We start from the raw sequence: 26,038 nt of genomic DNA, 5'->3' as shown, positions 1-26,038 counted from the left end.
CCCACGGATGTCATCCCTTTCCGCGAACCCGCAACCGGGCACAGCCTCCGCCCGAGCCGGTCTCGCGGGCTGGCCGCTCGTCGCCTTGCTGGCCACGATCCAGTTTTCGGCGTTCAGTGACCGGTTTCTCCTGACGCTGGTCGCCACCCCGCTCAAGCAGGCCTTGGCTCTCAGCGATACCCAGCTCGGCCTGCTCCAAGGCTCGGCCTTCGCCCTCCCCTACGCACTTGCCCTTCCGCTGCTCGGCATCGTGGCCGACCGTGGTCGCCAGCGCGGACTTATCCTGGCAGGGCTCTCGCTCTGGAGTGCGGCGACCTTCGCCAGCGGTCTCGCAGCCGGGTTCGGCGCGCTCCTCGCGGCGCGCCTCGCGCTCGGGCTGGGTCAGGCGGGGTTCGGCCCCGCCGCTCTCTCGCTGATGACCCTGCATCTACGCCGGAATCGCCTCGGCCGGGGCATCTCGGCGCTCACCGCCGCCGCCACGCTCGGCCGCAGCTTCGCTCTCCTCGCGGGCGGGGCCGTGCTGGCATGGCTGACGGCACGGGGCGGCCTCACCCTTCCCGGCCTCGCCCCCCTCGCACCGTGGCAGGCTCTGCTCGTCCTCGCGGCGCTGCCGAACCTTGCCCTCGCAATCCTGGTGCTCCGCATCCGGCCGACCCCGCGGGCCACCGCTTCGGCACAGGCGTCGCGCAGACGCCGCGAACCGTCGCTTCGCAGCGCCCTGGCCTGGATCGCGCGGCGGCGGAAGGCGTACCTGCCGCACGTCGCCGCCGCCACGGCCGCGGTTCTCATGACGCAGACCCTCACCGCCTGGGCGCCGACCTTCTATGTCCGCGCCTTCGGCCTCACCCCGGCGGAGAGCGGCCTGCGCCTCGGCCTCCTCGTGCTGATCGCCGCGCCGCTCGGCCATTTCGCGGGCGGGCTGGCCCTGGACCGGCTGCGCGGCGCCGGGCACGCGGATGCCGCGCCGCTGCTTCTGGCGGTGGGGCTGATCCTGGCCGTGCCGATGACGGCGTTCGCGAGTTTGAGCCCCGACCTGTCCCTCTCGCTTATCGGGTTCGCCGGCCTCGTCGCGCTGCTCGGCTTCACCAGTCCACCCGGCTTGGCAGGCATACAGATCTTGACCCCGCAGCGGCTGCGCGGCCGGGTCAACGCCCTCTTCCTCGCAACCGTCAACTTGGCGGGGTTCGGCCTCGGGCCGCTTCTAGTCGGTCTTCTCAGCGACCACCTGTTCGGGGAGGCCAGCCTCGGGCTCGCCCTCCTGGCCGTCTACGCGCCCGTCGGCGTAGCGGGGACCCTGGCCGCCCTGCTCGCGCGCCGCGCTTGGCGACCGGCTCGGCGGCGCCCGGTCTGATACGGTTTATCGCCTCAGGATCTTCACTGTCTTTGCGAGACGAAGCCGTGGCAATCCAGGGCTCCGCACGATCCGGCGAAGTCGCGCCCTGGCTCGCTTCAGCTCCGCCTCGCGATGACGGAGGGGGCAAAATCCCGGGCGATCACTCTGAATCCGTGTCAAACGAAAACGGCCGCCCCGAGGGGCGGCCGGTTCAGCGTCCGGATCAGTTGTCGAGGAAGCTTCGCAGCTTCCGCGACCGGCTCGGATGCTTGAGCTTGCGCAGGGCCTTCGCTTCGATCTGACGGATGCGCTCGCGGGTCACCGAGAACTGCTGACCCACCTCTTCGAGAGTGTGGTCTGTGTTCATGCCGATGCCGAAGCGCATGCGCAGAACGCGCTCCTCGCGCGGCGTCAGCGAGGCGAGCACGCGGGTCGTGGTCTCGCGCAGGTTCGACTGGATCGCCGCGTCGATCGGTAGGACGACGTTCTTGTCCTCGATGAAGTCGCCGAGATGCGAATCCTCCTCGTCGCCGATCGGCGTTTCGAGGGAGATCGGCTCCTTGGCGATCTTCAGGACCTTGCGCACTTTCTCCAGCGGCATGGCCAGCTTCTCGGCCAGCTCCTCCGGAGTCGGCTCGCGGCCGATCTCGTGCAGCATCTGGCGCGACGTGCGGACGATCTTGTTGATCGTCTCGATCATGTGCACCGGAATGCGGATCGTGCGCGCCTGATCGGCGATCGAGCGGGTGATCGCCTGCCGGATCCACCACGTGGCGTAGGTCGAGAACTTGTAACCGCGGCGGTACTCGAACTTATCGACCGCCTTCATCAGGCCGATATTGCCCTCCTGGATCAGATCCAGGAACTGCAGGCCGCGGTTGGTGTACTTCTTGGCGATCGAGATCACGAGGCGGAGGTTGGCCTCGATCATCTCCTTCTTCGCCTGACGAGCCTCGCGCTCGCCCTTCTGCACCATCGCGACGATCTTGCGGTATTCGCCGATCTGAAGGCCGGTCTCGGAGGCGAGCGTCAGGATCTGCTCGCGCAGGTCCGCGACCTGCCGGCCGCCGCGCTCGACGAAGTTCTTCCAGCCCCGGCCGCCGAGGGTGGCGACGCGGTCCATCCAGTTCGGGTCGAGTTCGTAGCCCTGGTAGTGGCGCAGGAACTCGTCGCGGGCGACGCCGTGATGCTCGGCGGCGCGCATCAGGCGGCCCTCATGCGAAATGAGGCGCTTGTTGATGTCGTAGAGCTGCTCGACCAGCGCCTCGATGCGGTTGGCGTTGAGCGAGAGCGACTTCACGTCGGTGACGACGATGTCCTTCAGCTCGGCCTGCTTCTTGGTCTGCGCGGAGGTGACCGTGCCGCCGCCGGCCTTTAGCTCCGTCTCCTCGTTCTGGAGCTTGCGCAGCTTGCGGTAGTTCGAGGCGATGTTGTCGAAGGTTTCGAGAACGCGCGGCTTGATCTCGGCCTCCATGGCCGCGAGCGACACGTTGTTCTCCATGTCGTCCTCGTCGTCGCCGCCTTCCGGCGGGACGGCGCCTTCGGCGTCCTCCGACTCCTCGTTCTCGCTCTCCGCCTCCTGCGGCGCGCCGCGGGCGTCGGGGCCGGCATAGGTGGCTTCGAGGTCGATGATGTCGCGCAGCAGCACCTTGCCGTCGACGAGTTCGTCGCGCCAGATGATGATGGCCTGGAAGGTCAGCGGGCTCTCGCAGAGGCCAGCGATCATCGCCTCGCGACCGGCCTCGATGCGCTTGGCGATCGCGATCTCGCCCTCGCGCGAGAGCAGCTCCACCGAGCCCATCTCGCGCAGGTACATCCGCACGGGATCGTCCGTTCGGTCGGTCGGCTCGCGGGTGGTGGGGGTCGCGACCGCGACAGCACGGGTGCCAGAGGTCTCGGCGACCTCGCCGCCCTCGGCGCTCTCCTCCTCCTCGGAGGCTTCGCCGTTGGCCTTGGCCTCGGGCGCGGCCTCTTCGGATTCCTCCGCCTCGACCACACGGATGCCCATGTCGTCGAGCTGCGCGAGAACGTCCTCGATCTGGTCGCCGTCGACCTGACCGTCCGGGAGGACCTCGTTGATCTCTTCGTAGGTGACGTAACCGCGCTTCTTCGCGAGCTTGACCATCCGCTTGACGGCGGCATCCGTCAGGTCAAGGAGCGGGCCGTCCGTCGGTTGATCCTGGGCGGCGTCCGCATCGTCCCGCTCGGTTGCCTTCGTTGCCATGCTCAGCCTATTGTTCTCGTGGCGGCGCCGCAGGCTGAGCCCGCGCTCCGCGAAAGACCCGTCGCAATGTCTTGGAATGGCGCGCTTGTCGAGTGCCCGCGCCGATTCTCGTTGCATCCGCTTTAACTTGCCGTGCGTTGACCGACCGTTAACCAAATCGGCCCCTCGCCGCCGTCACCCTACGGTCACGCCGACGCGAATTCATTCCTCATGAGAGACCTCCGCTTCCGCCTCGGCCGCAGCGATCACTGCCAATTGCTGTTGCACATCGCATAGCCACGCGAAATTGGCCTCGGATCCGTCCTCGGCAAGATCTCTTTCAGCTTGGTGAAGTTCGCTATGTAGCGCTCCCGTCTGCCGGTGCAAGATCACGGCCTGATGCAGGGTCTGTTCGAGACGCTGCGGGTCGGCGTTCGGATCGAGCGTCCAGCGGTCGCCGGAGCTGACCAGGGCGAGCAATCGGGCATGGGCCTCTTCCAGCCCCGCACGACGCAGCCGCGCCTCCATCAATTCGGCTTCCGGGGTGCCGGCCTCCGCCGCCCGGTCGAGCAGGAGAGTGCGCAGCGCGCAGGCATCCGGGTTCATCAGTTCGAGGGCGGCGAGCGCCTCCTCCTCGATCCCGAGCAACTCCGGGTGCGCGAGCAGGCTCATGACGATCATCGCCTCGCGCTTGGCCGCCCGCCCGCCCGCCGCCGGCATGGGGGCCGCCGTCTTCAGCAGCGGGTTGAAGCCCGTGGTGATGCGGGGCGACGGCGGCGGATCGCCGGGGCGGGGCCGGCGCTGGAACGGGGCGCCGCGCGGGCTCGCCGGACGGCCGCCGGCCGCGCGCTCGGTGCGTCCGCCGGAAAAGCCGCCACTAGCCCCGCCGGACAGGCCCCGCAGCCGCCCCTCGATATCGTCGCGATAGAAGCGGCGCACGGTCTCGTCGCGAATGCCGGCCACCGCCTCCCGCAGGGTTCGGGCGAGTCCGGCCCGGCGCTCCGGCGTCTCGAGGGTCGCCGCCTCGGCCTCGCGCGCCCACAGCATCTCGACGAGCGGTCGCGCGGCCGAGAGCACCGCCTCGATCGCCGGGGGACCGCCGGAGCGCATCAGGTCGTCGGGGTCCTGCCCCTGGGGCAACATCGCGATGCGCAGGGACTTGCCGGGCTCCAGCATCGGCAGGGCTACGTCGAGCGCGCGGAAGGCGGCGCGCTGGCCCGCCCCGTCACCGTCGAAGCACAGAATCGGCTCGTCGGCATGGCGCCAGAGCAGGGCGAGCTGATCCTCGGTCAGCGCCGTGCCGAGCGGCGCCACCGTCTCGGGGTAGCCGGCCAGCGTCATGGCGATGACGTCGACATAGCCCTCCACCGCGACGATCCGGCTCCGGTCGTGCGCGCTCTTGCGGGCGGCATGGAGGTTGTAGAGCATCCGCCCCTTGTGGAAGAGCGGCGTCTCCGGCGAGTTCATGTACTTCGCCTTGGCCTCGGCTTGCATCGCCCTGCCGCCGAAGGCGACGACGCGGCCGCGGACGTCGAGGATCGGAAACATGATCCGGTCGCGGAACTTGTCGTAGGGGACGTTCACCCCCTCGGGCGCCGCGAGCAGCCCGAGTTCCAGCATCAGGTCGCGGTCGACCCCCTTGCCCGCGAGGAAATCGCGCAGGGCGTAGCGACCGGGCAGGGAATAGCCGAGCCGGAACGTCTTGCGCGTCGCCTCGCCCAGGGCCCGTCGGTCGAGATAGGCCCGCGCCTCCCCGCCCGCCGGCCCCCGCAACTGCTCCTCGAAGTAGGCGGCGGCCAGTTCCATGACTTCGAGGGCGCCCTTGCGCCGCTCCTCGGCCTGCTCGTTCTCCACCGTCATCTTCGGCAGGGGGACGCCCGCCTCGCCGGCCAGCCGCTCGACCGCCTCGGGGAAGCTCAAGCCTTCCGTTTCCATGACGAATTTGAAGATGTCGCCGTGCTTGCCGGAGGAGAAGCAGTGGTAGAACTGCTTCTGGTCGTTCACGTAGAACGAGGGCGTCTTCTCCGAATTGAACGGCGACAGGCCGCGCCACTCGCGGCCGGCCTTCTTCAGCCGCACGCGCCGGCCGACCACCTCGGAGGTGGGCACGCGGGCACGGATCTCTTCGAGGATGTGGGGCGGGTAGCGCACGGTGACTCTGCTGGAAGCGGATCGCGTGGACGTTCAGGACCGGCCTTGCGGCAGGCAGTCTAGCGCGGCGGACCTGCCGGAGTCTTAAAGCCGATCGCGCGGAGCTTTCGCCGGGGCGATGCGTTTTTCGCCCGATGACGGAATCGCCCTCGCTCACCCGCCGCGGCATCGGACGCCGCCCGCTCCTCGGCCTCGCCCTGTTCGGCGCGCTCGCCTCCCGGGCGCGCGCCGCCGACGATCTCTCGGCAGTGCTCGATCCCTCGGCCCGCGTGGAAACGCTGTATGACGAGGGTGAATGGTGCGAGGGGCCGGTCTGGGCGCCGTCCCTCGGCGGCCTGATCTTCAGCGACGTGCGGCGCAACCGGATGATGCTGATCCGCGAGGGTGGCCGCGCGGACGTGTTTCGCGAGCCCTCCAACAACGCCAACGGCAACACCCTCGATACGCAGGGCCGCCTCGTCACCTGCGAGCACCGTACCTCGCGAATCGTGCGGCGGGAGACCGACGGCGCTATCACCGTGCTGGCGGACCGTTACGACGGTGGACGGCTCAATGCGCCCAACGACGTCGTGGTCGCCCGCGAAGGCGCGATCTGGTTCACCGATCCCACCTACGGCATTGATCAGGCCGAAGAGGGCAAGCCGCGCCCGTCCGAGCAGAAGGGCCGCTTCGTCTTCCGCCTCACCCCCGACGGGTCGCTCGCCGTCGCCACGGATCGGTTCGTGCAGCCCAACGGGCTCGCCTTCTCGCCCGACGAGCGCATTCTCTACATCTGCGAGTCGGGCACCCGCGAAGGGGCGGCCGGTGAGATCCGCGCCTTCGACGTCGCGGACGGACAGCTTTCGAACGAGCGCGTCTTCGCAACCGTCTCGAAGGGTGTCCCGGACGGGGTGAAGGTCGATACCGACGGACGGGTCTATGCTGGCACGGGTGACGGCGTACGGATCTGGTCGGCCGACGGCCACCCGGTCGGACACATCCCGACCGAGGGCCCCTGCGCCAACCTTGCCTTCGGCGGGCCGGACGGGCGGCGACTGTTTCTCTGCGCGGGCAAGCGGGTGCTCGCCGTCGAGACCAAGGTGCGCGGCGCCGCGACCGGCTCAGGGGGGAGCCGCCCATGACGATTCGCTTCGCGCGGCGCACGCTGCTCGCCGGCACCGCGGCTTTGGCCGCCGCACGTACGATGGCGGCGAGGCCGGCCCACGCTCAAGCGGCGACCGGGCCGGTCGGGACCTTGGACCTCGTGGTGGCCGCGCAGGCACCGACGACGCCGACCGGGCTGACGCTCTCCGCCGACGGCCGGATGTTCCTGTTCATGCCGCGCTTCGACGAGAAGACGGTGTTCACGGCCGGCGAGGTGTTTCCGGACGGGCGGGTCGTGCCCTATCCGAGCGAAGCGGCGAACCGGCCCGATCCGGCGCGGCCGGCCGAGACGCTGTTCCACGTCCCTAACGGCGTGTTCGACCGGCAAAATCGCCTCTGGCTGCTCGATGCCGGGCTGATGGCCTCGTCGGGCGAACCGGTACCGGGGGCGGCCAAGCTCGTATGCATCGATCCGGCCACGAACGGGATCCTGCGCACGATTCCGCTGCAATCGGTCGTGACAGAAACCTCCTCGCTCAATGACCTGCGGGTCGATATCCGGCCGGGGCGCGAGGCGGCTTACATCACCGATCAGGGCCAGACCGGCGCGGGCGCTCTGATCGCCGTTGATTTGGCAAACGGGCGCGCGGTGCGGCGGCTCGCGGAGCATGCCAGCACGCGATCGGTGCCCGACATCCTCAAGATCGTCGAAGGCCGGGTGCTGCTGAAGCGCGAGCCCGACGGCACGACGAGCCCGATCAAGGGCGGCGCCAACGGCATCGCGCTGAGCCCGGACGGTGCGCGGCTCTACTACACGCCGCTGATGAGCCGCCGCCTCTACGCGGTTGAGACCGCCGCCCTGCTCGATGCCGGCAAGGACGACGCCGCGGTGGCGGACACGGTGAGGGATCTCGGCGAGAAGGGCCTGACCGGCGGGCTCGCCGCCGATTCGCGCGACCGGGTTTACCTCAGCCTGCAGGAATTCAACGGCATCGGCCGGCGCGACCCGGATGGGCGGATCGAGGTCATCGCCACCGATCCGCGCCTGATCTGGCCGGACACGTTCTGGATCACGGCGGACGGCTGGCTCTACCTGTCGTCCGCCCAGGCCAACCGCCGCCCGGAGCATAACGGCGGCACCGACCGGCAGGAGCCGCCCTACGCGATCTTCCGCATGCGGATCGATGCCGGGCCGGCGTGACGGGGAAGGCTACTTGCCCGCCAGCGCGTCCTTCACCAGCGCGCTCGCACGGCCGAAATCCATCCGGCCGGTATACTTGCCCTTCAGCGCGGCGATCACCTTGCCCATGTCCTTCGGGCTCTCGGCGCCGGTCTCGGCGATGGCGTCGGCGATCGCCGTACGGGTCTCGGCCTCGTCCAGCTGCTGCGGCAGGAAGGTCTGGATGATCTCGGCTTCCGCACGCTCGCTCTCGGCGAGTTCGGGCCGGCCGCCCTGGTCGTAGACGCCCGCGGCCTCCTGGCGCTGCTTGATCATCTTCTGGAGGAGCGCGAGGATTTCGTCCTCGCTCGTCTCAGCCTTACCCTCGCCGCGAGCGGCGATGTCGCGATCCTTGAGTGCGGCCTGAATCATGCGCACGGTCGAGAGCTTCTGCTTCTCGCCGGCCTTCATGGCCGCTTTCATTTCGGCGGTGATGCGCTCGCGCAGCATGGTGCTATGACTCCCGTCGGCTGTTTCGATGCGGACGTCTGATCCGTCCAGGGCATTGCGCACGGCTGAGTCCGCGCCCAGATTGACCCGGGCGCGGCCGGCTCGCTATGAGCCCCGCAGAGATATCGCCTTGCCCCGCGGCCCGAATGAGCGGCCGCGCGAGGCGGCGGACATAAGCCGGATCGGACCCATGCTGCAAGACGAACCCGCGACCCTGCGCGCCGATCCCGCGCGCACGAACCCGGAACCCAAGGCACCCGAGCCCTGGAGCGAACCGCTGGTGACGGCCCTGCTCGTGCTGGCCGACGGCACCGTGCTCGAAGGCTTCGGCATCGGCCAGACCGGTGCGGCCGACGGCGAGGTCTGCTTCAACACGGCGATGACAGGCTATCAGGAGATCCTGACCGACCCGTCCTATGCCGGGCAGATCGTGACCTTCACCTTCCCGCATATCGGCAATGTCGGCACCAACGACGAGGATCTGGAGAGCCTCGAAGCGGCGCCGGCGTCCGGCGTGCGCGGGGCGGTGATCGCCTCGGCCGTCACCAAGCCGTCGAACTGGCGCTCCTCCTCGCATCTCGACGGCTGGCTCAAGGCCCGCGGCATCGTCGGCATCACCGGGATCGACACGCGGGCGCTGACGGCGCTGATCCGGGACCGCGGCATGCCCAACGCCGTGATCGCCAACGATCCCGAGGGCAACTTCGACCGCGAGGCGCTTCAACGCCGCGCGGCGGCGCTCGCGCCGATGGAAGGTCTCGACCTCGTGCCGCCGGTGACCTCCCGCGAGACCACGGCCTGGACCGAGACCGTCTGGGCGGTGAAGGGCGGCTACGGCTCGCGGGCGCCGGGCCAGGGCTTGAAGGTCGTCGCCATCGATTATGGCGTGAAGCGCAACATCCTGCGCCTGCTCGCGGAAGCCGGCTGCGACGTGACGGTGGTGCCGGCCACGACCAAGGCCGAGGACATCCTGGCCTTGAAGCCGGACGGCGTGTTCCTCTCCAACGGCCCCGGTGACCCGGCCGCGACCGGCGAGTACGCCGTGCCGGTGATCCGCAAGCTCTTGGATGAGCGGGTGCCGACCTTCGGCATCTGCCTCGGCCACCAGCTCATGGGCCTCGCGCTCGGCGGGCGCACGGTGAAGATGGGTCAGGGCCATCACGGCGCGAATCACCCGGTGAAGGACCACACCACCGGCAAGGTCGAGATCGTCTCGATGAACCACGGCTTCGCGGTCGATCCGAAAAGCCTGCCCGAGACCGCGGTCGAGACCCATGTCTCGCTGTTCGACGGATCGAATTGCGGGCTGTCACTGACCGACCGCCCGGCCTTCTCGGTGCAGCACCACCCGGAAGCCTCTCCGGGCCCGCGTGACAGCCACTATCTCTTCGAGCGCTTCGTGAAGCTGATGCGCGAGAACCGGCCCGAGACGGCGGCGTAACAGGCTGAAACGGCGGCCCAGCGCCGCCGTTCCCAGCAGCGTCACAAAAAATCCAACCTTGCCCCCCATCCCCTGGTTCATGGCCGGATCGGACAAGAATCAGCGGCCGGACACATTGGGGGCTTGCCGGATGACGCTCGACGACGCGCGCGACGACTTCTCGCGCCTGCATCGCCTGTTCACCTTCCACCTCGGCGTGGCGGTCGGCCTCGCGTGGCTGACGACGCTCTACGCGGCGGCTTCCGCGCCTTGGGTGCGCAACATCCGCGCGCTGATCGACCCGACCGATCCGATGCGGATCGAGAGCACGCTCTCCTACCTGTTCGTGATGCCGGCGGTCCTGACCCTGGCCTGGGCCTCCGCCTATTTCGGCCGCGAGACCATGCGCCGCTTCCAGACCCTGCCGAACCAGACCCTCGAATTCGCCGCCGCGGCGATGGTGGCCTTCGGCGTGTTCTACCTGTCGATCGACCGCGCAGTCGCCGTCATCGGCGCCGGGTTCTGAACCCTGGCAACTCCCGAGTGCCGGCGCATCCAGCCTGCACTTATCCCTCCACCCACCGCCGCACCGCGCCGTCGGCGAGCAGACGCACCAGCCGCTGCTCCGCCTCAGCATCCGCGGCGACGATGACACCGCCGCAGACCGTGTCGCGGCCGGTGAACGCGTAGCGCAGCACCGGCGCCGGCCTCAGCCCGCCCGTTCCCGTCGCGCAAAATCCTTGCATCGCGTGCGGCCGGTCGCTGCGGCCGATGGCGACCTCCAACCCGCCCGCCTGCCCCTTCAGCGGAATCGCGAAGAATTCGAGCCGCCGCCCCTCCTGCTGGGCGAGCGCCCGACGGGGGCTGGAAAGCGCGACAAGGGCGTCGGGGGGCAGATGCAGCAACCCCTCGAACGACAGCGATGGCCCCACCCGCGCGAATCGGTCGATCACGGCCATCCCCCTCAGGTCGTCGAGTACGAGGAAGAGGCGCGCGTGGGCGTAGTCGGGCCCGTGCACGGTGGTGGAAACCGTCAGGACCTGGGCACCGTCGAGCGTGAAGCGTGCATCCAACCTCCCCGAACCGGCGACCGGCTCGCACCCGTCGGGGATGGCGACGTTGTGAGCGCGGGGCGAGAGCAGGTAGTGGCGCGCCGGGCCGACCTCGACGCCCTCGGCACCGCCCCCCTCCACGATCCAGCGGCGCGAGCCGGTGGCGAAGGTGAAGGAGGTGCAGTCGCGATGCCCGTGCGGTGATTGCACGGCGTGGGTGAGGGCGAAATGGCCCCAGCCCTGCTCCATCCCATCGTGGCGGAGCGCCAATATGCCGGCGGTGCGACCCTCGGGAACGGGCGCCGCGTCGCGCTCCGCGACGAGGTCGTAGCCCTGAGAAGGGCCCAGCGAGGAGAGTCGAGCGATCCAGGCGGCGTGGTCGAGGCCGGCGGGGGCATCGCCGAAGGGCGGCAGCCGTCCGCCGCGATCGATCAGTCCGGCGAGGCCGGGCAAAGCCGCGTCGACGCGGCGGCGGATCGTCGGGCCGGGCTCGGTCTCGCCGAGCGCATCCGCGATCGCCTGTCCGTGGCTCAGGAGATCGAGGCGCCGCATCGGGGCGGCATCGGTGAACGCGCCCGCCTCCGACAGCAGCGCATCGAAGCCGTGGGTGAGGCTGTCGCGCGCCAGAGAATCCCAGTGAGGGGCGAAGGCGAAGCCGGGCAGCGCCCGCGCGACGGCAAGCAGAGCCGCCGCCGCCTGGATCCCGTGCAGAGCCCGCGCGAGGGTGTTCTGCCCGACGATCTCGGCGAGCGCGAAGCCCTGCCGCGCGGCCTCCGCGGCAATCTCGGCGCGGGCGGGCTCATCGCCGCCCGCGAGCAGGCTCGCCAGCACGTCGCCGCGTGGCGCCAGAGCCGCCGGGTGCAGGCTCAGGCCGTCCGCCGGCTGACTCCACGGATTGCACCGCGACCAAGCCGCGGCGATCGTCCGGGCGCGGGCTGCTCCGTCCGGAAGGGCTGCGAGCGGCAGCAGCCAGGCCAGCGACTGATAGGCGAGGCGCCACGCCACCGAGCGGAACGGATCCTCGCGCCAATCCGGCGCTTGCGGCAACGTCCAATCGGGCAGGCCGGCCAGAGCAAGGACGACGCTCTCGCCTTCGATCCGCGCACTCCGATCCGGCCCGGCGCGCCGCTCGCGGGCCTGGGCGAGGATCGGCGCAGCGCCCGTATCGGAACCCGCCCGCCACGACGCGGGCACGCCTTCGGGCAGGCCGAGCCGGTCGGCGAGGCGGGCGAGGAAGGCCGGCGCATCGAGGATGTCGTCGTCGCAGAGGCTTTCGAGGCGGAAATCGTCTTCGAGCGCGAGTTCGGGCAGACCGATCAACTCGCTCTCCGCGGCGGTCTGCGCATCCTCCCACACGCCGAAATCGAGCGCGACCTTGGCGGCACCGGGCGGCGGACGCAGGGTCAGGGTGAAGCGGCGCGCCTGCGGCTGGGCCGAGAGGTTGATGACCGCACCGAGGCCCGGCACGGAGACGGCGTTGGCGTAGGGCGGCGCGATCTCCGCGCCCGCCGCGTCACGGTAGACGAGCCGCACCCGGGCGGCATGATCGTCGGCCCGCGCGGCGAAGATCTGGCCGCGCAGCACCAGGGCGACGTCCTCGGCAAGCGCGTAGTCGAAATGCAGCCCCTCGCCGGATAGCGTACGCCGACGCGGCGCCGGCGCCGGATCGGGTTCGCCGAGGCGCAGCACGGGGTCGGCCACGGTGACGTCGCGGGTGTTGCGCCACGAGCGCAGGGTGACGCTGACGCCGGTCGCCTGATCGGGCACGCGGAAGGCGATGCGGAACGGCTCCGCACCGAGGAGGGCCGGCCCCGGAATCCAGGCGACATGCGGATCGAGCAGGCTGCGGGCCAGCCCCGGCACATGATCGAGATCGAGGCTGGAGCCGTCCGCCGCCAGGAAGTCGAAGCCGGCCGCGGCGGCATCGACGGCCAGGGCCGCCGCCTCGTCCGCATCGAAGGCCAGACCGAATTGGAGGCAGGCCCAGGTGCCGGGTGACAGACCGGAAAAGTTCAACGCTACCCGCGCGAAGCGGTTGTTGGGCGCGATGCGGTGCAGCCCCTCGCGTCCGCCCGGCCCGGCGCCCCCGGCATAGCGTGAAGCGGCCGGCAGCCGGGCCGCTGCGCCCTCGCCGTCGGAGACGGCCGCAGCGGCCCGCTCATCGATCTGGTCCATCACCCGCAGGCGCTACCTCGGGGATCGGCCGTGTCAAGGCGCGAGCCAGCCTCGTGCAAGATTGCCTACCTAAACCTCCCATCCGACGCGGGCTCCACCGTCCGGGTGCGCCGGCATCCCGCGTTTCTCCAGAGGCCCTTGGGATGGGGGCGTTGCCATGACGACGGGCGTCTACCTGTTCGACCTCGCCTCGCAGCACGCGCGCCACCTCGCGACGCGGCAGGCCACCATCGCCGGAAACGTCGCGAACGCGAACACCCCCGGCTACAAGGCGCGAGACGTCGTGCCTTTCGCCCAGGTTCTGGCCAGGACCGGGCTCGACATGGCCTCGACCGCCACGAGCCACATGGAGACGCAGGGAAACCGCATTCCCGTGCGCGAGGCCAAGTCCGCCGAGACCTGGGAAGTGCTGCAATCGTCGAGCGCGGTCAGCCTGGAGCAGGAGATGCTCAAGGCCGGCGACGTCTCGCGCCAGCACAACCTCGACACGGCGGTGGTGAAGTCGTTCCACCGCATGCTGATGGCCGCGGTGAGGGGCGGTGCATGATCGATCCCCTGCTCTCCGCCTCGCGGCTCGCGAGCGCCGGCCTCGAAGCGCAGTCGCTGCGCATGCGGGTCGTCTCCGAGAACCTCGCCAACGCGCAATCGACCGGCGCGACGCCGGGCGCCGACCCCTATGCCCGCAAGACGGTGACGTTCCGGGCCGAACTCGATCGGGCGGCGGGCATCGCCTCGGTGCGCCTGCGCGAGATCGGCACCGACGACGCCCCGTTCCGCACCGAGCACGACCCCGCCAGCCCGGCGGCCGATGCGAACGGCAACGTCAAGCTGCCCAACGTGAACATGCTCGTCGAGATGGCCGACATGCGCGAGGCCAACCGATCCTACGAGGCGAACCTCCAGGTCATCAAACAGGCCCGGGCCATGGTCGCCAGCGTCATCGATCTCTTGAAGTCCTGAAGAGCCGCCCGCGATGATCGAAGCCCTCAACTCGCTCGCCGCCTTCGACAAGGTCGCCGGCACCTCCTTCGCCGGGGCCGCGCCGACCCAGAAGGCCGTGTTCAGCCCGGCCGCCCTCTCGGGCATCGCCGGGCCCGCCCCGACGGCGCCCACCGATTTCGGTGACGTGATGGCCCAGGTCGCGTCGAGCGCCCGCGATGCGCTGCGCAGCGGCGAGGCCACGGCGATCTCCGGCATCCAGGGCAAGGCCACCGCCCAGCAGGTGGTCGAGGCGGTGATGTCCGCCGAGCAGAGCCTCCAGACCGTGGTGGCGATCCGCGACAAGGTGGTCGCCGCCTACCTCGAACTCAGCCGCATGCCGATCTGATCGGCCATTCAAGGAAGCCAGACGCCATGCGCGCGCTCGCCATCGCCGCCACGGGCATGTCCGCCCAGCAGCTCAACCTCGAAGTCATCGCCAACAACATCGCCAACCTGAACACCACCGGGTTCAAGGGCGCGCGGGCCGAATTCACCGATCTGCTCTACCAGGCCGAGCGGCAGCAGGGCGTGCCGAACCAAGCGGGCCAGGAGGCGGTGCCGGAGGGCGCGATGCTGGGCCTCGGCGTGCGCGCCGCCGCGATCCGCAACCTGCACCGGCAGGGGTCGCTCGCCAACACCGGCAACCAGCTCGATCTGGCGGTGAACGGGCGCGGCTACTTCCAGATCACCAGCCCGGCGGGCGAGATCAACTACACCCGCGCCGGCTCGTTCAACAAGAACAACGCCGGCCAGCTCGTGACCATGGAAGGCTACGCCGTCGATCCGGCGATCCTGATTCCGCAGAACACCACGCAGGTAACGATCAACGAGTCCGGTCAGGTCTTCGCCAAGATCGACGGGCAGGTTGCGCTACAGAACGTCGGCCAGTTGACGCTTGCCAACTTCGCCAACGATTCCGGCCTCGAACCGCTCGGCAACGGCCTCTACCGCGAGACCCCGGCCTCCGGCGCGCCGGTGGTCGGCAACCCCGGCGACGTGAGCTACGGCAAGCTGCAGCAGGGCTATCTCGAAGGCTCCAACGTCGATCCGGTGAAGGAGATCACCAGCCTCATCACGGCCCAGCGCGCCTTCGAGATGAACTCGAAGGTGATTCAGGCCGCCGACGAGATGGCCGGAACGGTCTCCAAGGGCATCCGCTGACACGCGCGGAGCTCTCTCCCGCGGCCTCCCCTCCTCCTTCGGCGCGATCCCCCATGCCCCGCAAGACCTTCGTCCGCGGCCTCGTGCTCGCCGCCCTCGCGGCCGGTTCGGCGCAACCCATCGCTCTGGCGCAGGCCGTCGAGGGCATGGCGAATGCCGAACTCATGCTGCCGGTGCCGACCGTCACGATCTATCCCGGCGATACGATCAAGGAATCGATGCTTCGGATGCAGGCCTATCCCGCGACCTACCGGGCGCGCACGGCCGTCATCGATGCCTCGGCGGCGATCGCCGGCCGGGTCGCGCGGCGGATGCTGCTGCCGGGCGAGCCGGTGCCGGTCAACGCCGTAGACGATCCCCGCCTCGTGAGCCGGGGCGCGCCGACGCAGATGATCTTCGAGGAGAACGGCCTCGTCATCACCGCGGTCGGGGCGCCGCTCCAGAACGGCGGCCTCGGCGAGACGATCCGCGTGCGCAACACCGACACCAACCGCATCATCCTCGGCACGGTAATGGCCGACGGCCGCATCCGGATCGGCGCGCAATGACCCGCCGGGGCTCGTACCTCTTGGCAGCGATCCCGACCTTCGGTCGTGATCGCCACGCCCGGCGGACGCCCGCCGCCGCGCCGTCGCGCGGGCAGACGGCAATGCAGCCAATGCATCGCCGTCTGATCCTCGCGGTGCTGCTCGGCCTGCTCACCGGCCTCGGCTTTGCCGCGATGACGGGTTCGGCCCGGGCGGGCGGCACCCGCATCAAGGACATCGCCACGCTCAAGGGCGTGCGCGACAACCAGCTCTTCGGCTACGGCCTCGTCACCGGGCTCCAGGGCACCGGCGACACCCTGCGCAACGCGCAGTTCACCGAGCAATCGCTGCAATCGCTGCTCGACCGGCTCGGCATCAACGTGCGCGACGCCCGCCTGCGCACCCGTAACATCGCCGCCGTGATGGTGACCGCCGACCTGCCGCCCTATACCGGCACCGGCTCGCGCATCGACGTCACCGTGACATCCATGGGCGACGCCACATCGCTGCGCGGCGGCACCCTCCTGATGACCTCGCTCACCGGCGGCGACGGCCTCGTCTACGCGGCGGCGCAAGGGCCGCTCGCGGTCTCCGGCTTCTCGGTGCAGGGCCAGGCCGAGCAGTTGACGCAAGGGGTGCCGACGGCGGGCCGCATCCCCAACGGCGCGATGATCGAGCGCGAGGTGCCCGGCACCTTCCGCGATCTGCCCGAACTCGTGTTCGAGCTGAAGAACCCCGACTTCAAGACCGCGACCCAGATCGCCGACGCGATCAACGCGTGGTCGCTCGGCGCCTTCGGCCGTCGCATCGCCAGCGCGCGGGACCAGCGCGCGGTGGTGGTGATGCGCGGGCGCCAGATGGCCCAGACCCGGCTCGTGGCGCAGATCGGCGACCTGACGATCCAGCCCGACACGCCGGCCCGCGTCGTCGTGGACCAGCGCACCGGCACCGTCGTGATCGGGCGCAACGTGACGATCTCCACCGTCGCGGTCACCCACGGCAACCTCACGGTGCGGGTCACCGAGGCGCCGGAAGTGTCGCAGCCCGAACCCTTCTCCAATGGCCAGACCACGGTGGTGCCGCGCACGGAGGTGTCGGCGCGGGAGGAGCGCGGCAAGCTCGCCATCCTCGGCGGGTCCGATCTCCAGACGCTGGTGCGCGGGCTCAATCAGGTCGGGCTGAAGCCCACCGACATCATCGCGATCCTGCAGGCGGTGAAGACCGCCGGCGCCCTCCAGGCGGAGCTTGTGGTGCAATGATCGGGTCTCGAATCGATCCGGCCGCCGCCGCTCCCCCTCTCCCCGCCAGGCGGGGAGAGGCCCGCAGGCACCTTGTCGTGCCTGCGGGAAGCGAAGGCGAAGCCGCAGCGGCGGTGAGGGGGTATCCCCGGACGGGGCTCCTCCGGCACCGCCCCCTCACCATCGGCTGCCGCCTTGCTGCGCTCCCCGACAAGGGGGAGACGCAGCCCTCTCCCCGCGCGCGGGGAGAGGGGATCCGCGTCGACCGTGCGCCCGCATCCGGACCCCGCCTGAGATGCGCGATCGCACTCTTCTTATGTCTCGCGGCCGCGCCGGCGCTCGCGGCCGGCGGCGACCATGCCGACCCGGCCAAGGATGCCGCGATGCGGGCGCTCGCCGTCCGCGACGCGCCGAAGGAGGTCTCGGCCCAGGACTTCGTCGCCAAGGAGCCGGCCAAGTCCGGCTACTGCGCCAACATCGCGGATGCCGCCGCCGATGCCCGCTTCGCGTGGCAGAAGGAGCAGCTCGCGACCATGGAGCGGCAGGTCGAGGAGCGCATCAAGCTGCTCGAAGAGAAGCGGGCCGAGTACGAGGCGTGGCTCAAGCGCCGCAACGAGTTCCTGGCCAAGGCCGACGAGAGCGTGGTCGCGGTCTACGCCAAGATGCGGCCCGACGCGGCGGCGCTCCAGCTCGCCAACATGCCCGACGAAGCCGCCGCCGCCCTGCTGACCAAGCTCAACGCAAGAGCTGCCAGCGCCATCCTCTCCGAGATGGAGGCGGCCCGTGCCGCCGGTCTCGCCCGTGCGATGTCGGAGACCGGCCGCAAGGATGCGACCGCTCCGGCCGTCAAGAAGAACCAGAGGTCGTGATGCGCCCCTCCTCCGCCGCCGCGGCCGTGCTGGCCCTCTCGCTCGGCGCCTGCCAGAGCGATCTCGACCGCCTCGGCCGCCCGCCGCTGCTGACGCCGATCGGCACCGGCCTCAACGCGCCCCGCGAGCCGCTGCCGACCTCCTTCGGCGCGCTCGGCCCGCGCCACAGCTACCACTCGACCTGGAGCCCGGTGAGCGCCGCGCTCTATCAGGATCCACGCGCCCGCGACGTCGGCGACGTCATCACGGTCAGCATCGCCATCAACGACAAGGCGCAGTTCGACAACGCGAGCGAGCGCGGCCGCAGCCAGAAGAGCAGCCTCGGCTTCGATTTCGGCTACGGCGTCTCGGCGCTCAAGGACACGGCCACCGCCGATACCGGCATCCGCTCCGGCACCGAGACCAAGGGCCAGGGCTCGATCGACCGCAAGGAATCGCTCAGCCTCTCCGTCGCGGCGGTGGTCACCGAGGTGCTGCCCAACGGCAACGTGCTGATCTCGGGCTCGCAGGAAGTGCGGGTCAACAACGAGGTCCGCGTGCTCGAAGTCGCCGGCATCGTCCGCCCGCGGGACATCTCGCGCAAGAACACCATCGACTACGACAAGATCGCCGAGGCGCGCATCTCCTACGGCGGGCGCGGGCGCATCACCGATGTGCAGGGCCCGAGCCTGGGCCAGCGGGTCTTCGAGACCGTGGCGCCGTTCTGACGACGCGCCCCGAGCGCGGCTGCGCGAACGGCTTCGTTCGCGACAAGCGCGACCGCGCGCCGCCGCCGATGCGGCGAACCGCTCTCACCGCGAAGCGCTGAGAGCGAACCCAGGAGAATCGAGATGGCGGACGCCAAGGACTCCAAGAAGGGCGGCAAGGGCTGGATCGGGGCGCTGGCCCTCGTCACGCTGGTCGCCGTCGGCACCGGGGGCGGGCTCGGCGTCTACCTGCTCGGCACCGTCGAGAAGTCGGTCGACCTGAAGCAGCGCGAGGAGGCCGGCAAGGCGGTGAAGGTGCTCAACTACACCGGCGACCTGTCCCTACGCAGCGTCGGATCGGTGGTGGCCAACCTCGCCGAGCCGACCGATTCCTGGGTGCGGATCGAATCCTCCGTCGTCTTCAAGACCGGTGCGCTGCCCAATCCCGACGTGACCCTGGCCGAGATCCGCGCCGACGCGCTGGCCTACCTGCGCACGCTCTCCATGGCGCAGATCGAGGGCGCGCACGGCCTGCAGCACCTGCGCGAAGACCTCAACGAGCGCGTGGCGACCCGCACCAAGGGGGCGGTGCGCGAACTCATCGTCGAATCGCTGGTGGTCCAGTGAGGATGGCGCGCGCGATCCTCGTCACCGCCGGCCTTGCAGTGGCCGCCGGCCTCACCGCCTCCGCCGCGATGGCGCAGGGGGCCTCGCCCGGCGGCGTCACCGGCGTGCCGGGCCTCGACGCGCTGCTGCCGCCCGGCAACGGGGCGGCGTCCGGGCGCATCATCCAGCTCGTCGCGCTGCTCACCGTGCTGTCGCTGGCGCCGGGCCTGCTCGTGATGGTAACGAGCTTCACGCGCTTTGCCGTCGCGTTCTCGTTCCTGCGCTCGGGGCTCGGCCTCCAGAGCACGCCGGCCAACCTGTTCCTCGTCTCGCTCGCCCTGTTCATGACCTTCTACGTGATGGCGCCGACCTTCGACCGCGCCTGGAACGAGGGCGTGAAGCCGCTCCAGGAAAACCGCATCGGCGAGGAGGAGGCCCTCAGCAAGATCGTCGAGCCGTTCCGCGAATTCATGACCCAGCACGTGCGCCCGAAGGATCTTCAGACCTTCACGGACTTGGCGAGCCGCAATTTCCCCAAGGCCGAGGCCGGCGAGAAGATCGACCTGCGCATCCTGATACCGGCCTTCATGATCTCCGAGCTGCGCCGGGGCTTCGAGATCGGATTCCTGATCGTGCTGCCCTTTCTCGTCATCGACATCATCGTCTCCACCATCGTGATGTCGATGGGCATGATGATGCTGCCGCCGACGGTGATCTCGCTGCCGTTCAAGGTGCTGTTCTTCATCCTGATCGACGGCTGGAATCTGCTGGTCAGCGGGTTGGTGCGGTCGTTCTTCTGATCCGGTGATTCAGGCCGAACGAGATCGGCGTCCCAGCCGCGGTCAGCCGTGATAGGACCAGAAATCGCGCCCGAACACCCGGATCAGACCTGCGTGCAGGCCGCTCAGACGCGCCAAGGCCGCCGCAGCCTGAGCGGCGACCGCTCCCGCGTCGCCGTGGACCACGACGTCCGCCCCCTCGTCCGGATCGCCCTCGGCGATGAAGAGTGTTCCGTCGCGAACGAGGATGCGCAGGAACCAGCCCTGGTCGATCGCGTCCCAGACCACGCCGTCGGGCCCCGCATCGGCGAGCGCCCTGAGGAAGGCGGCGGTCTGCGGCACGTCGTCGGTCCAGGGGAAGGAAACGACCGGCTGGCCGTCCTCCAGCATCAGCGGCGTGACCGAGAAGTACGGAAACGGCTGCGCCAGGGCCGTGGGCTTGCCGTGACGGCGCGTCGTGGCAATCAGCCTCCCGTAATGGGCGGCGAGCGCGGCCTCGCGGCCCGGCAGGTCGAGCGTCGCCGCCAGACGCGGGACACGGCACGGCAGGTCGGCCGCGTCGAGGGGCACCCGCAGACGCTCCCAATCGGCCGGGCCGATGTCGTTCTCGGGGCCGATGGAGAGGCTGTCGGCGATGCGGAAGGCGGCATCGCAGAGCAACGGGCCGAGCGGCCGGGCCCGCGCCATCCAGTCCTCGTCCGTACCATCCTCGATCATCAAGGGCTCCCAGCACCGATGCCAACGTGTCGCGCCGCAATCCCCGCGCAAGGGTGAGCCCTCATTCAAGCTGGCGACGCGTGTCAGGTCGCGGGCGGGATTGGTCCAGGGATGTTCGGTCGCGAGCAAGCCGAGAGATTGTGGAGCAACATCGTCGATCTCGGCGCGAGGCGGCTGATCGCCCTCGGGCTGGTCGGCCTTCTGGTGTTTCTCGGCGTCGGTGTCGGCGCCTACTACCTGAGCCGCCCGGCGCAGGAGATGCTCTATACGGGCCTCTCGCGTGAGGACGTGTCGCGCATCGGCGGCGTGCTCAAGGACAACGGCATCCCGTTCGACGTGTCGTCCGACGGCACCGCCGTGCTCGTCTCCTTCGGCCATACCGCGCAGGCGCGGATGCTGCTGGCCGAGAAGGGCCTGCCGCAGAGCTCCAAGTCCGGCTACGAGCTGTTCAACGATCTCGGCTCGCTCGGCATGACCTCCTTCATGCAGGAAGTGACCCGCGTGCGCGCGCTCGAAGGGGAGATCGCCCGCACCATTCAGGGCATGAAGGGCGTGCGCGCCGCCCGCGTCCACCTCGTGCTTCCCGATCGCGGCTCGTTCCGCCGCGACCAGCAGCCGGCCTCGGCCTCCGTGGTGGTGCGCACCGAGCCCGCCGACGACGTGTCGGGCGCGCAGGCGATCCGCCAGCTCGTCGCCTCGGCGATCCCCGGCATGAAGCCCGACCGCGTCACCGTGATCGGTTCGGAGGGTACGGTGCTGATGGCGGGCGACGATGCCGGCACGGCGCCCACCGGCAAGATGGCGACGCTGGAGAAATCCGTAAGCCGCGAGATGCAGGACAACATCCGCCGCACCCTCGCGCCCTATCTCGGCGTCGGCAATTTCGAGATCAGCGTCGCGACCCAGCTCAACACCGACAAGACTTCAACCAACGAGACGATCTTCAACCCCGACCAGCGGGTGGAGCGCTCGGTGCGCTCGGTGCGCGAGAGCGAGAACGCGCAGAACCGCAACAGCCAGCGCCCGACCAGCGCGCAGGAGAACCTGCCCGACCAGCGCACCCGATCGGACGGCAACGACCAGTCGAGCAACGAAACCTCGAAGAAGGAGGATCTCACCAATTACGAGATCTCCCAGAAGACGGTCCAGACGGTGAGTGACGGCTACGCCATCCGCCGCCTCTCGGTCGCGGTGCTGGTCAACCGCTCGCGGCTGACCGCGCTCGCCGGGCCCGACGACAAGGCGAGCCTGGACCGGCAGATTGCCGAGATCGAGGAGTTGGTCGGCTCGGCCGCGGGCTTCAGCAAGGAGCGCGGCGACACGATCAAGGTCGCGGCGGTCGGCTTCGTCAACGACGGCCAGGCGATGGAGCCGGTGCCGCCGCTCTCGCTCACCGACGTGATGATGAAGCAGTCCGGCACGCTCATCAACGCGGCGACGATCCTCGTCGTGGCGGGCCTGCTGATCTGGTTCGGCCTGCGCCCGGCGCTCCGCGCGATCCTGGCGACGCCCGAGACCGCGCAGAGCGAGGTCGCGGCGCTCGCCGGCCCCGAGGGCGCACCCGCGCTTGCCGCTGGTATGGCGACCGACGGCACGATGGCGCTCGCCGCACCGGGTGCAGCGCCTCTCGGATCCAACGAAGCGGCCAAGCTCCCCGCGCCGGGCGTCGCCGGCCTGCTGGAGGAACTGGAGGACAAGATGGCCCGCTCGCCGCAGAAGCGGCTGGAGCAGCTCATCGACATCGACGAGGAGCAGGTCGCGGCCGTGCTCAAGCGCTGGCTCATGCGTGAGGAGGCGGCGTGATGGACGCGGTTCTCGCACGTTACCTTCCGGACTTTTCCGCTCCTCCCCCGCCGCCCGTCGCACTCACTGGCGAGCCGGATTTTTCGGGAGCATGGTTCCGCGCGCCCGCTACAGTCGTGGAGCCGGCCGCACCGGAGCCGGTCGAGATCCAGGCCGAACTCGAACCCTTCCTGCCCCGTGCCGCCGCAGCGGCCCTGCGGCCGGCAGAGGATCGCGAGGCGCTGATCGCCGCCGCCGAGGCGCGCGGGCGCGAGCAGGGCCGGGCCGAGGCGATGGAAGAATGGTCGTCGCAGGCCGCGCTTGAGCGCGCGGCACAGCAGGCCCTCTTCGAGGAAGGATTGGCGCAGGCCCGCCGCGACTGGACCGCGGCGCAGGGCGAGACCCTGGCGCAAGGCTTCGTCGCGGCCATGCAGGCGCTCGACGCTACGCTGTCGGACCGGGTCGCGCGGCTGATCGCGCCGGTCCTGGGCCAAGCGCTGCAACGGCAGGCGCTGGATGAACTCGGCGCCGCCCTCAAGCGCATCCTGGCCGAGCCGCAGCAGGCGGTGGTGAAGGTGCGCGGGCCGGACGACCTGATCGCGGCGCTCGCCGCGCGGCTCGGCGGCGCGGTGGGAATCACTTTCGAGGCGGCCGAGGGGCCGGAGGTGACGGTGCGCGCGGGCGAGACCGTGATCGAGACCGAACTCGCGGCCTGGAGCCGCCTGATCACCGCCGCGATCGCGGAGGCGTAAGATGTCGGACCACGCCCAAGAAATCATCATCATCAAGCGCCACGGCGACCATGAGGACGGCCATCACGGCGGCGCCTGGAAGATCGCGCTCGCCGACTTTATGACGGCGATGATGGCGCTGTTCCTGGTGATGTGGCTGATCAACTCCACCAGCAAGGAGCAGAAACAGACCATCGCCGAGTACTTCAACCCGGTGAAGCTCGCCGAGGTCACCCACGACCGCAAGGGCGTGAACGACCCGCAGGACACGCCCAACGATCCCGCCCCCTCCGGCAAGGGCAAGGGCGATGGCGGCAACGCCGAGGGCAAGGGCGACGCGGCCGGCACACCGGGCAGCCGTGCCCGCGAATCCGCGCTGTTCCAGGATCCTTACGCGGTGCTCGCCAAACTCGCCGCAGAGGCCGAGGCCGCCGGGCCGGAGGCCGCGAGCGCGGATGCCTCCGCGGTTGAGGCCGGACAGCCGGGCGTCGCCGGCGGCGAGACCGGGCGCGACCCGTTCGACCCGCTCTACTGGCAGGTCGCCGCCCTGCCGCGTCGCCGCACGGACAATCCCGGCGCCCTCGACACGGCCGCCGCCGCGCCGGCCGAGGCCCGCCTCGACGCGCGTGCCCAGATCGCCGGCCCCAAACCCAAGGATTTGCCGAAGGAATCGGCCAAGGACGTCGCCCGCCAGAGTCTGAACGAGGCCATGCGGCAGGCCGGCGTCAAGCTTGCCTCGGCCGAGCCGATGCCGCTGGCGGTTCCGAGCGCCGAGCCCGCCAAGCCACCGGCCGAGACGGCACCGCACGCGTCCCCGCCCGAACTCAAGACGGCCCCGCCCGAACCGACGCTGCTGGCGAAAGCCGAGACGCCTGCTGCGAAGGAACTGGCGGCGGGGGCCGATCAAGCCGCGAAAGCGGCCGAGACCGCGGCGCTCTCGGCTCTGAAGGCCGAGATCGCGCGGGCCGTGCCGTCGCTGCCCAACGGCGCCCCCGCCCCGCAGGTCGAGGTGCGCCGGACCGGCGAGGGCGTCCTCATCAGCATCACCGACGAGATCAATTTCAGCATGTTCGGCATCGGCTCGGCCGAGCCGACGCCCAAGGTGGTCAAGGCGCTGGAGCGCATCGCCAAGATCCTCAACAGCCGCCCCGGCCGCGTCGTCGTGCGCGGCCATACCGACGGCCGCCCGTTCCGCTCGGAGACCTACGACAACTGGCGCCTGTCGTCGGCGCGGGCGCAGATGGCCTCCTACATGCTCGTGCGCGGCGGCCTCGACGAGGCCCGCATCGACCGCATCGAGGGCTATGCCGACCGCCAGCCCCGCATCGCCGCCAACCCCAAGGCCGCCGAGAACCGCCGCATCGAGATCCTGCTGCGGGGCCTGCCGGAATGACTTCTTTTCGGGAGGCCCTGGCGCGGTCGAGTCGCTCGGCCGTCGTCGCGAGCGACGTCGGGGACCGTCGCGGCGCTGGATTGCTTCGCCTGACGGCTCGCAATGATGGTCGAGGGCACACCTTCCGTCATTGCGAGCCGAAGCCGAAGCAATCCAAGATCGCGACGCTGACGGACAGAGCATCCCGGCCTCGCGCCCTCGCGGCGACCGCCCTCACCCTCTGCCTCGCCCTCGTTCCGGCCATGGCCGCCGAGCACGGCGACGGCCACGCGCCGCCCGCGGAAAACCATGCCGCCGACGACCATGGCGGACACGGCGCTCCGGCGAAACCGATCGAACCGCTGCCGGTGAAGGCGCACGGCCTGCCGGTCGAACTGACGCGCACGCTCCAGCTCCTTCAGGACCGCATCGCCAGCGGCTCGACCCAGGCGCATGTCGCGCAGCGCCAGCTCCTCGGCCATATCGAGCAGCGGCTGATCACCCTCGATCCCGAGGCCTGGGCCGAGGCGGAAAACGTGCGCGCCGCCGTCACCTTCGCGCTCGCGGGCGGCGGACCGGGAGCCCTGCGGGTGATCCTCCGATCCGGCAAGGTGCCGGAGGCGGAGCAGCCCCTGGCGCTCGGAGCACTTGCCTATCTCGAAGGGCGCGAGCGGGAGGCGCGGGCCAAGCTGGCCGGCATCGACCCGCGCACGATGCCGGCGGGCCTCGCCGGGCAGCTCGCGCTGACGCAATCGGCGCTGATGGTGCGCGACGCGCCGGTCAAGTCGCTCGAACTCCTGGACCTCGCCCGGCTTCTGGCGCCCGGCACGCTGGTCGAGGAAGGGGCGCTGCGCCGCCAGATCTTCGTGGTCGCGCAGGGCGGCGATGCGCGGCGCTTCGAGGCGCTGGCGATCCAGTACCTGCGCCGGTTCCGCCGCTCGGTCTATGCCGGCAACTTCCGCCAGCGCTTCGCCGGCGCACTCACACGCCTCGACTTCGACAGCGACCGCACCCGCATCGCCAGCCTGGAGCGGATGCTCGACGAGATCGAGCCCGAGAGCCGGCGCGACCTCTACCTGCTGGTGGCCCGCGCCGGGCTGGAACAGGGCCGCCGCGAGACCGCGCTGTTTTCCGCCGAGCGGGCGATGGGGCTCGCCGCGCCGGATTCGCGAGCCGCGGCGCAGGCGCGGCTCTATCACGGGGCGGCGCTGATCGTGGCCGATGGACGCTTCGAGGAAGGGTACGACGCCCTGCGCGGCCTCGACCGTGCCGATTTCGCCCCGTCCGACGCGGACCTGCTCGACGCCGCGCTCTCCACCGCCCGGCAGATCCGCACGCCCTCCCCCGTCGCCGCGGCGGCCCCGGCCCCGCCGCCCTCGGCGAGCCGGCCGATCCCCGAATCCGGCTCGCTGCTGCGGGCGCAGGAGGCCCTGGCCCGGGCCGAGCGCGCCATGGATCGCCCCTCGGATGCCACCACCGGCACTCCCTGAGATTTCCCCGCAC

At 70.3% G+C, this 26,038-nt stretch carries 24 protein-coding genes; 19 read left to right on the top strand and 5 right to left on the bottom strand.

Features of this window, described 5'->3' with window-relative positions; translation table 11 throughout:
* Positions 1-7: 7 nt before the first annotated feature.
* Positions 8-1,351 (top strand): MFS transporter, encoded by a 1,344-nt coding sequence (locus tag MKK50_RS17825; protein WP_499024212.1) that lies wholly within the window; start codon positions 8-10, stop codon positions 1,349-1,351.
* Between the two features lie 205 nt (positions 1,352-1,556).
* Here the strand turns inward: MKK50_RS17825 and rpoD are convergent, their stop codons facing one another.
* Both rpoD and dnaG read right to left on the bottom strand, forming a co-directional pair.
* The gene (gene rpoD / locus MKK50_RS17820) at positions 1,557-3,557 is read right to left on the bottom strand and encodes an RNA polymerase sigma factor RpoD (protein ID WP_253367593.1); all 2,001 of its coding nucleotides are present in this window, start codon (positions 3,555-3,557) and stop codon (positions 1,557-1,559) included.
* Positions 3,558-3,758: 201 nt separating this feature from the next.
* Complete coding sequence (dnaG, locus tag MKK50_RS17815) at positions 3,759-5,687, bottom strand: DNA primase (RefSeq protein ID WP_499024211.1); 1,929 nt, start codon at positions 5,685-5,687, stop codon at positions 3,759-3,761.
* 134 nt (positions 5,688-5,821) lie between these two features.
* Here dnaG and MKK50_RS17810 point away from each other — a divergent pair, with 134 nt between their 5' ends.
* Together MKK50_RS17810 and MKK50_RS17805 are read left to right on the top strand one after the other, a co-directional pair.
* Positions 5,822-6,808, top strand: a complete 987-nt coding sequence (locus MKK50_RS17810; protein WP_499024209.1) for an SMP-30/gluconolactonase/LRE family protein — start codon at positions 5,822-5,824, stop codon at positions 6,806-6,808.
* On the top strand, positions 6,805-7,971 hold the full coding sequence (locus MKK50_RS17805) for an L-dopachrome tautomerase-related protein (protein ID WP_499024208.1): 1,167 nt from the start codon (positions 6,805-6,807) through the stop codon (positions 7,969-7,971). Before MKK50_RS17810 ends, MKK50_RS17805 begins: the two co-directional genes overlap by 4 nt.
* 9 nt (positions 7,972-7,980) lie before the next feature.
* Here the strand turns inward: MKK50_RS17805 and MKK50_RS17800 are convergent, their stop codons facing one another.
* On the bottom strand, positions 7,981-8,439 hold the full coding sequence (locus tag MKK50_RS17800) for a GatB/YqeY domain-containing protein (protein WP_499024206.1): 459 nt from the start codon (positions 8,437-8,439) through the stop codon (positions 7,981-7,983).
* 190 nt (positions 8,440-8,629) lie between these two features.
* Here MKK50_RS17800 and carA point away from each other — a divergent pair, with 190 nt between their 5' ends.
* Complete coding sequence (gene carA, locus MKK50_RS17795) at positions 8,630-9,880, top strand: glutamine-hydrolyzing carbamoyl-phosphate synthase small subunit (protein ID WP_499024204.1); 1,251 nt, start codon at positions 8,630-8,632, stop codon at positions 9,878-9,880.
* A gap of 130 nt (positions 9,881-10,010) precedes the next feature.
* Positions 10,011-10,385, top strand: a complete 375-nt coding sequence (locus MKK50_RS17790; RefSeq protein ID WP_056498551.1) for a hypothetical protein — start codon at positions 10,011-10,013, stop codon at positions 10,383-10,385.
* A 40-nt stretch (positions 10,386-10,425) separates the two neighbouring features.
* On the opposite strand, the gene MKK50_RS17785 is transcribed toward MKK50_RS17790, so the two are convergent.
* Entirely contained in the window at positions 10,426-13,086 is a 2,661-nt protein-coding gene (locus MKK50_RS17785; RefSeq protein WP_499024202.1) for a heparinase II/III domain-containing protein, read from the bottom strand.
* Positions 13,087-13,243: 157 nt separating this feature from the next.
* Here MKK50_RS17785 and flgB point away from each other — a divergent pair, with 157 nt between their 5' ends.
* From flgB to fliP, 10 genes are all read left to right on the top strand, one after another.
* Entirely contained in the window at positions 13,244-13,633 is a 390-nt protein-coding gene (gene flgB / locus MKK50_RS17780) for a flagellar basal body rod protein FlgB (protein WP_253367578.1), read from the top strand.
* Positions 13,630-14,046: a flagellar basal body rod protein FlgC gene (gene flgC / locus MKK50_RS17775; RefSeq protein ID WP_253367576.1), complete on the top strand. Its 417-nt coding sequence runs from the start codon at positions 13,630-13,632 to the stop codon at positions 14,044-14,046. Before flgB ends, flgC begins: the two co-directional genes overlap by 4 nt.
* A 13-nt stretch (positions 14,047-14,059) precedes the next feature.
* Positions 14,060-14,413 carry a flagellar hook-basal body complex protein FliE gene (gene fliE, locus MKK50_RS17770; RefSeq protein ID WP_499024198.1) on the top strand — a complete coding sequence of 118 codons (354 nt, stop codon included), beginning with the start codon at positions 14,060-14,062 and terminating at the stop codon, positions 14,411-14,413.
* A gap of 26 nt (positions 14,414-14,439) precedes the next feature.
* Complete coding sequence (gene flgG / locus MKK50_RS17765) at positions 14,440-15,228, top strand: flagellar basal-body rod protein FlgG (protein WP_253367573.1); 789 nt, start codon at positions 14,440-14,442, stop codon at positions 15,226-15,228.
* 53 nt (positions 15,229-15,281) lie between these two features.
* On the top strand, positions 15,282-15,776 hold the full coding sequence (gene flgA, locus MKK50_RS17760; protein WP_056456770.1) for a flagellar basal body P-ring formation chaperone FlgA: 495 nt from the start codon (positions 15,282-15,284) through the stop codon (positions 15,774-15,776).
* 110 nt (positions 15,777-15,886) lie between these two features.
* The gene (gene flgI / locus MKK50_RS17755; protein WP_253367569.1) at positions 15,887-17,014 is read left to right on the top strand and encodes a flagellar basal body P-ring protein FlgI; all 1,128 of its coding nucleotides are present in this window, start codon (positions 15,887-15,889) and stop codon (positions 17,012-17,014) included.
* Between the two features lie 362 nt (positions 17,015-17,376).
* Positions 17,377-17,862, top strand: coding sequence for a MotE family protein (locus tag MKK50_RS17750; protein ID WP_499024246.1), 486 nt, complete (start codon positions 17,377-17,379; stop codon positions 17,860-17,862).
* The gene (gene flgH / locus MKK50_RS17745) at positions 17,862-18,569 is read left to right on the top strand and encodes a flagellar basal body L-ring protein FlgH (protein ID WP_499024196.1); all 708 of its coding nucleotides are present in this window, start codon (positions 17,862-17,864) and stop codon (positions 18,567-18,569) included. The genes MKK50_RS17750 and flgH overlap by 1 nt, the downstream gene beginning before the upstream one ends.
* Before the next feature lie 123 nt (positions 18,570-18,692).
* Positions 18,693-19,175, top strand: a complete 483-nt coding sequence (locus tag MKK50_RS17740; RefSeq protein WP_499024194.1) for a flagellar basal body-associated FliL family protein — start codon at positions 18,693-18,695, stop codon at positions 19,173-19,175.
* Positions 19,172-19,954, top strand: coding sequence for a flagellar type III secretion system pore protein FliP (gene fliP / locus MKK50_RS17735; RefSeq protein WP_499024192.1), 783 nt, complete (start codon positions 19,172-19,174; stop codon positions 19,952-19,954). Before MKK50_RS17740 ends, fliP begins: the two co-directional genes overlap by 4 nt.
* A 42-nt stretch (positions 19,955-19,996) precedes the next feature.
* Here the strand turns inward: fliP and MKK50_RS17730 are convergent, their stop codons facing one another.
* Positions 19,997-20,650, bottom strand: a complete 654-nt coding sequence (locus tag MKK50_RS17730) for a hypothetical protein (protein ID WP_499024189.1) — start codon at positions 20,648-20,650, stop codon at positions 19,997-19,999.
* Positions 20,651-20,761: 111 nt separating this feature from the next.
* Here MKK50_RS17730 and fliF point away from each other — a divergent pair, with 111 nt between their 5' ends.
* From fliF to MKK50_RS17710, 4 genes are all read left to right on the top strand, one after another.
* Positions 20,762-22,453 (top strand): flagellar basal-body MS-ring/collar protein FliF, encoded by a 1,692-nt coding sequence (fliF, locus tag MKK50_RS17725; RefSeq protein WP_499024188.1) that lies wholly within the window; start codon positions 20,762-20,764, stop codon positions 22,451-22,453.
* Positions 22,453-23,184 (top strand): hypothetical protein, encoded by a 732-nt coding sequence (locus MKK50_RS17720; RefSeq protein WP_499024186.1) that lies wholly within the window; start codon positions 22,453-22,455, stop codon positions 23,182-23,184. Before fliF ends, MKK50_RS17720 begins: the two co-directional genes overlap by 1 nt.
* A gap of 1 nt (position 23,185) precedes the next feature.
* On the top strand, positions 23,186-24,556 hold the full coding sequence (locus tag MKK50_RS17715; protein ID WP_499024184.1) for a MotB family protein: 1,371 nt from the start codon (positions 23,186-23,188) through the stop codon (positions 24,554-24,556).
* Between the two features lie 158 nt (positions 24,557-24,714).
* Entirely contained in the window at positions 24,715-26,025 is a 1,311-nt protein-coding gene (locus tag MKK50_RS17710) for a chemotaxis protein (RefSeq protein ID WP_499024244.1), read from the top strand.
* The last annotated feature ends 13 nt before the right edge of the window (positions 26,026-26,038 follow it).

It is taken from the genome of Methylobacterium sp. J-043 (assembly GCF_022829505.1).
GTDB lineage: Bacteria > Pseudomonadota > Alphaproteobacteria > Rhizobiales > Beijerinckiaceae > Methylobacterium > Methylobacterium extorquens_A.
The sequence above is the reverse complement of the archived record's forward strand: the minus strand, read 5'-3'. Positions and strand labels throughout refer to the sequence as shown.

Coding starts and splice junctions, on each gene's coding strand:
- MKK50_RS17825 (WP_499024212.1), top strand. CDS start 8: ATGTCATCCCTTTCCGCGAACCCGCAACCGGGCACAGCCTCCGCCCGA.
- rpoD (WP_253367593.1), bottom strand. CDS start 3,557: ATGGCAACGAAGGCAACCGAGCGGGACGATGCGGACGCCGCCCAGGAT.
- MKK50_RS17810 (WP_499024209.1), top strand. CDS start 5,822: ATGACGGAATCGCCCTCGCTCACCCGCCGCGGCATCGGACGCCGCCCG.
- MKK50_RS17805 (WP_499024208.1), top strand. CDS start 6,805: ATGACGATTCGCTTCGCGCGGCGCACGCTGCTCGCCGGCACCGCGGCT.
- MKK50_RS17800 (WP_499024206.1), bottom strand. CDS start 8,439: ATGCTGCGCGAGCGCATCACCGCCGAAATGAAAGCGGCCATGAAGGCC.
- carA (WP_499024204.1), top strand. CDS start 8,630: ATGCTGCAAGACGAACCCGCGACCCTGCGCGCCGATCCCGCGCGCACG.
- MKK50_RS17790 (WP_056498551.1), top strand. CDS start 10,011: ATGACGCTCGACGACGCGCGCGACGACTTCTCGCGCCTGCATCGCCTG.
- MKK50_RS17785 (WP_499024202.1), bottom strand. CDS start 13,086: ATGGACCAGATCGATGAGCGGGCCGCTGCGGCCGTCTCCGACGGCGAG.
- flgB (WP_253367578.1), top strand. CDS start 13,244: ATGACGACGGGCGTCTACCTGTTCGACCTCGCCTCGCAGCACGCGCGC.
- flgC (WP_253367576.1), top strand. CDS start 13,630: ATGATCGATCCCCTGCTCTCCGCCTCGCGGCTCGCGAGCGCCGGCCTC.
- fliE (WP_499024198.1), top strand. CDS start 14,060: ATGATCGAAGCCCTCAACTCGCTCGCCGCCTTCGACAAGGTCGCCGGC.
- flgG (WP_253367573.1), top strand. CDS start 14,440: ATGCGCGCGCTCGCCATCGCCGCCACGGGCATGTCCGCCCAGCAGCTC.
- flgA (WP_056456770.1), top strand. CDS start 15,282: ATGCCCCGCAAGACCTTCGTCCGCGGCCTCGTGCTCGCCGCCCTCGCG.
- flgI (WP_253367569.1), top strand. CDS start 15,887: ATGCATCGCCGTCTGATCCTCGCGGTGCTGCTCGGCCTGCTCACCGGC.
- MKK50_RS17750 (WP_499024246.1), top strand. CDS start 17,377: ATGCGGGCGCTCGCCGTCCGCGACGCGCCGAAGGAGGTCTCGGCCCAG.
- flgH (WP_499024196.1), top strand. CDS start 17,862: ATGCGCCCCTCCTCCGCCGCCGCGGCCGTGCTGGCCCTCTCGCTCGGC.
- MKK50_RS17740 (WP_499024194.1), top strand. CDS start 18,693: ATGGCGGACGCCAAGGACTCCAAGAAGGGCGGCAAGGGCTGGATCGGG.
- MKK50_RS17730 (WP_499024189.1), bottom strand. CDS start 20,650: ATGATCGAGGATGGTACGGACGAGGACTGGATGGCGCGGGCCCGGCCG.
- fliF (WP_499024188.1), top strand. CDS start 20,762: ATGTTCGGTCGCGAGCAAGCCGAGAGATTGTGGAGCAACATCGTCGAT.
- MKK50_RS17720 (WP_499024186.1), top strand. CDS start 22,453: ATGGACGCGGTTCTCGCACGTTACCTTCCGGACTTTTCCGCTCCTCCC.
- MKK50_RS17715 (WP_499024184.1), top strand. CDS start 23,186: ATGTCGGACCACGCCCAAGAAATCATCATCATCAAGCGCCACGGCGAC.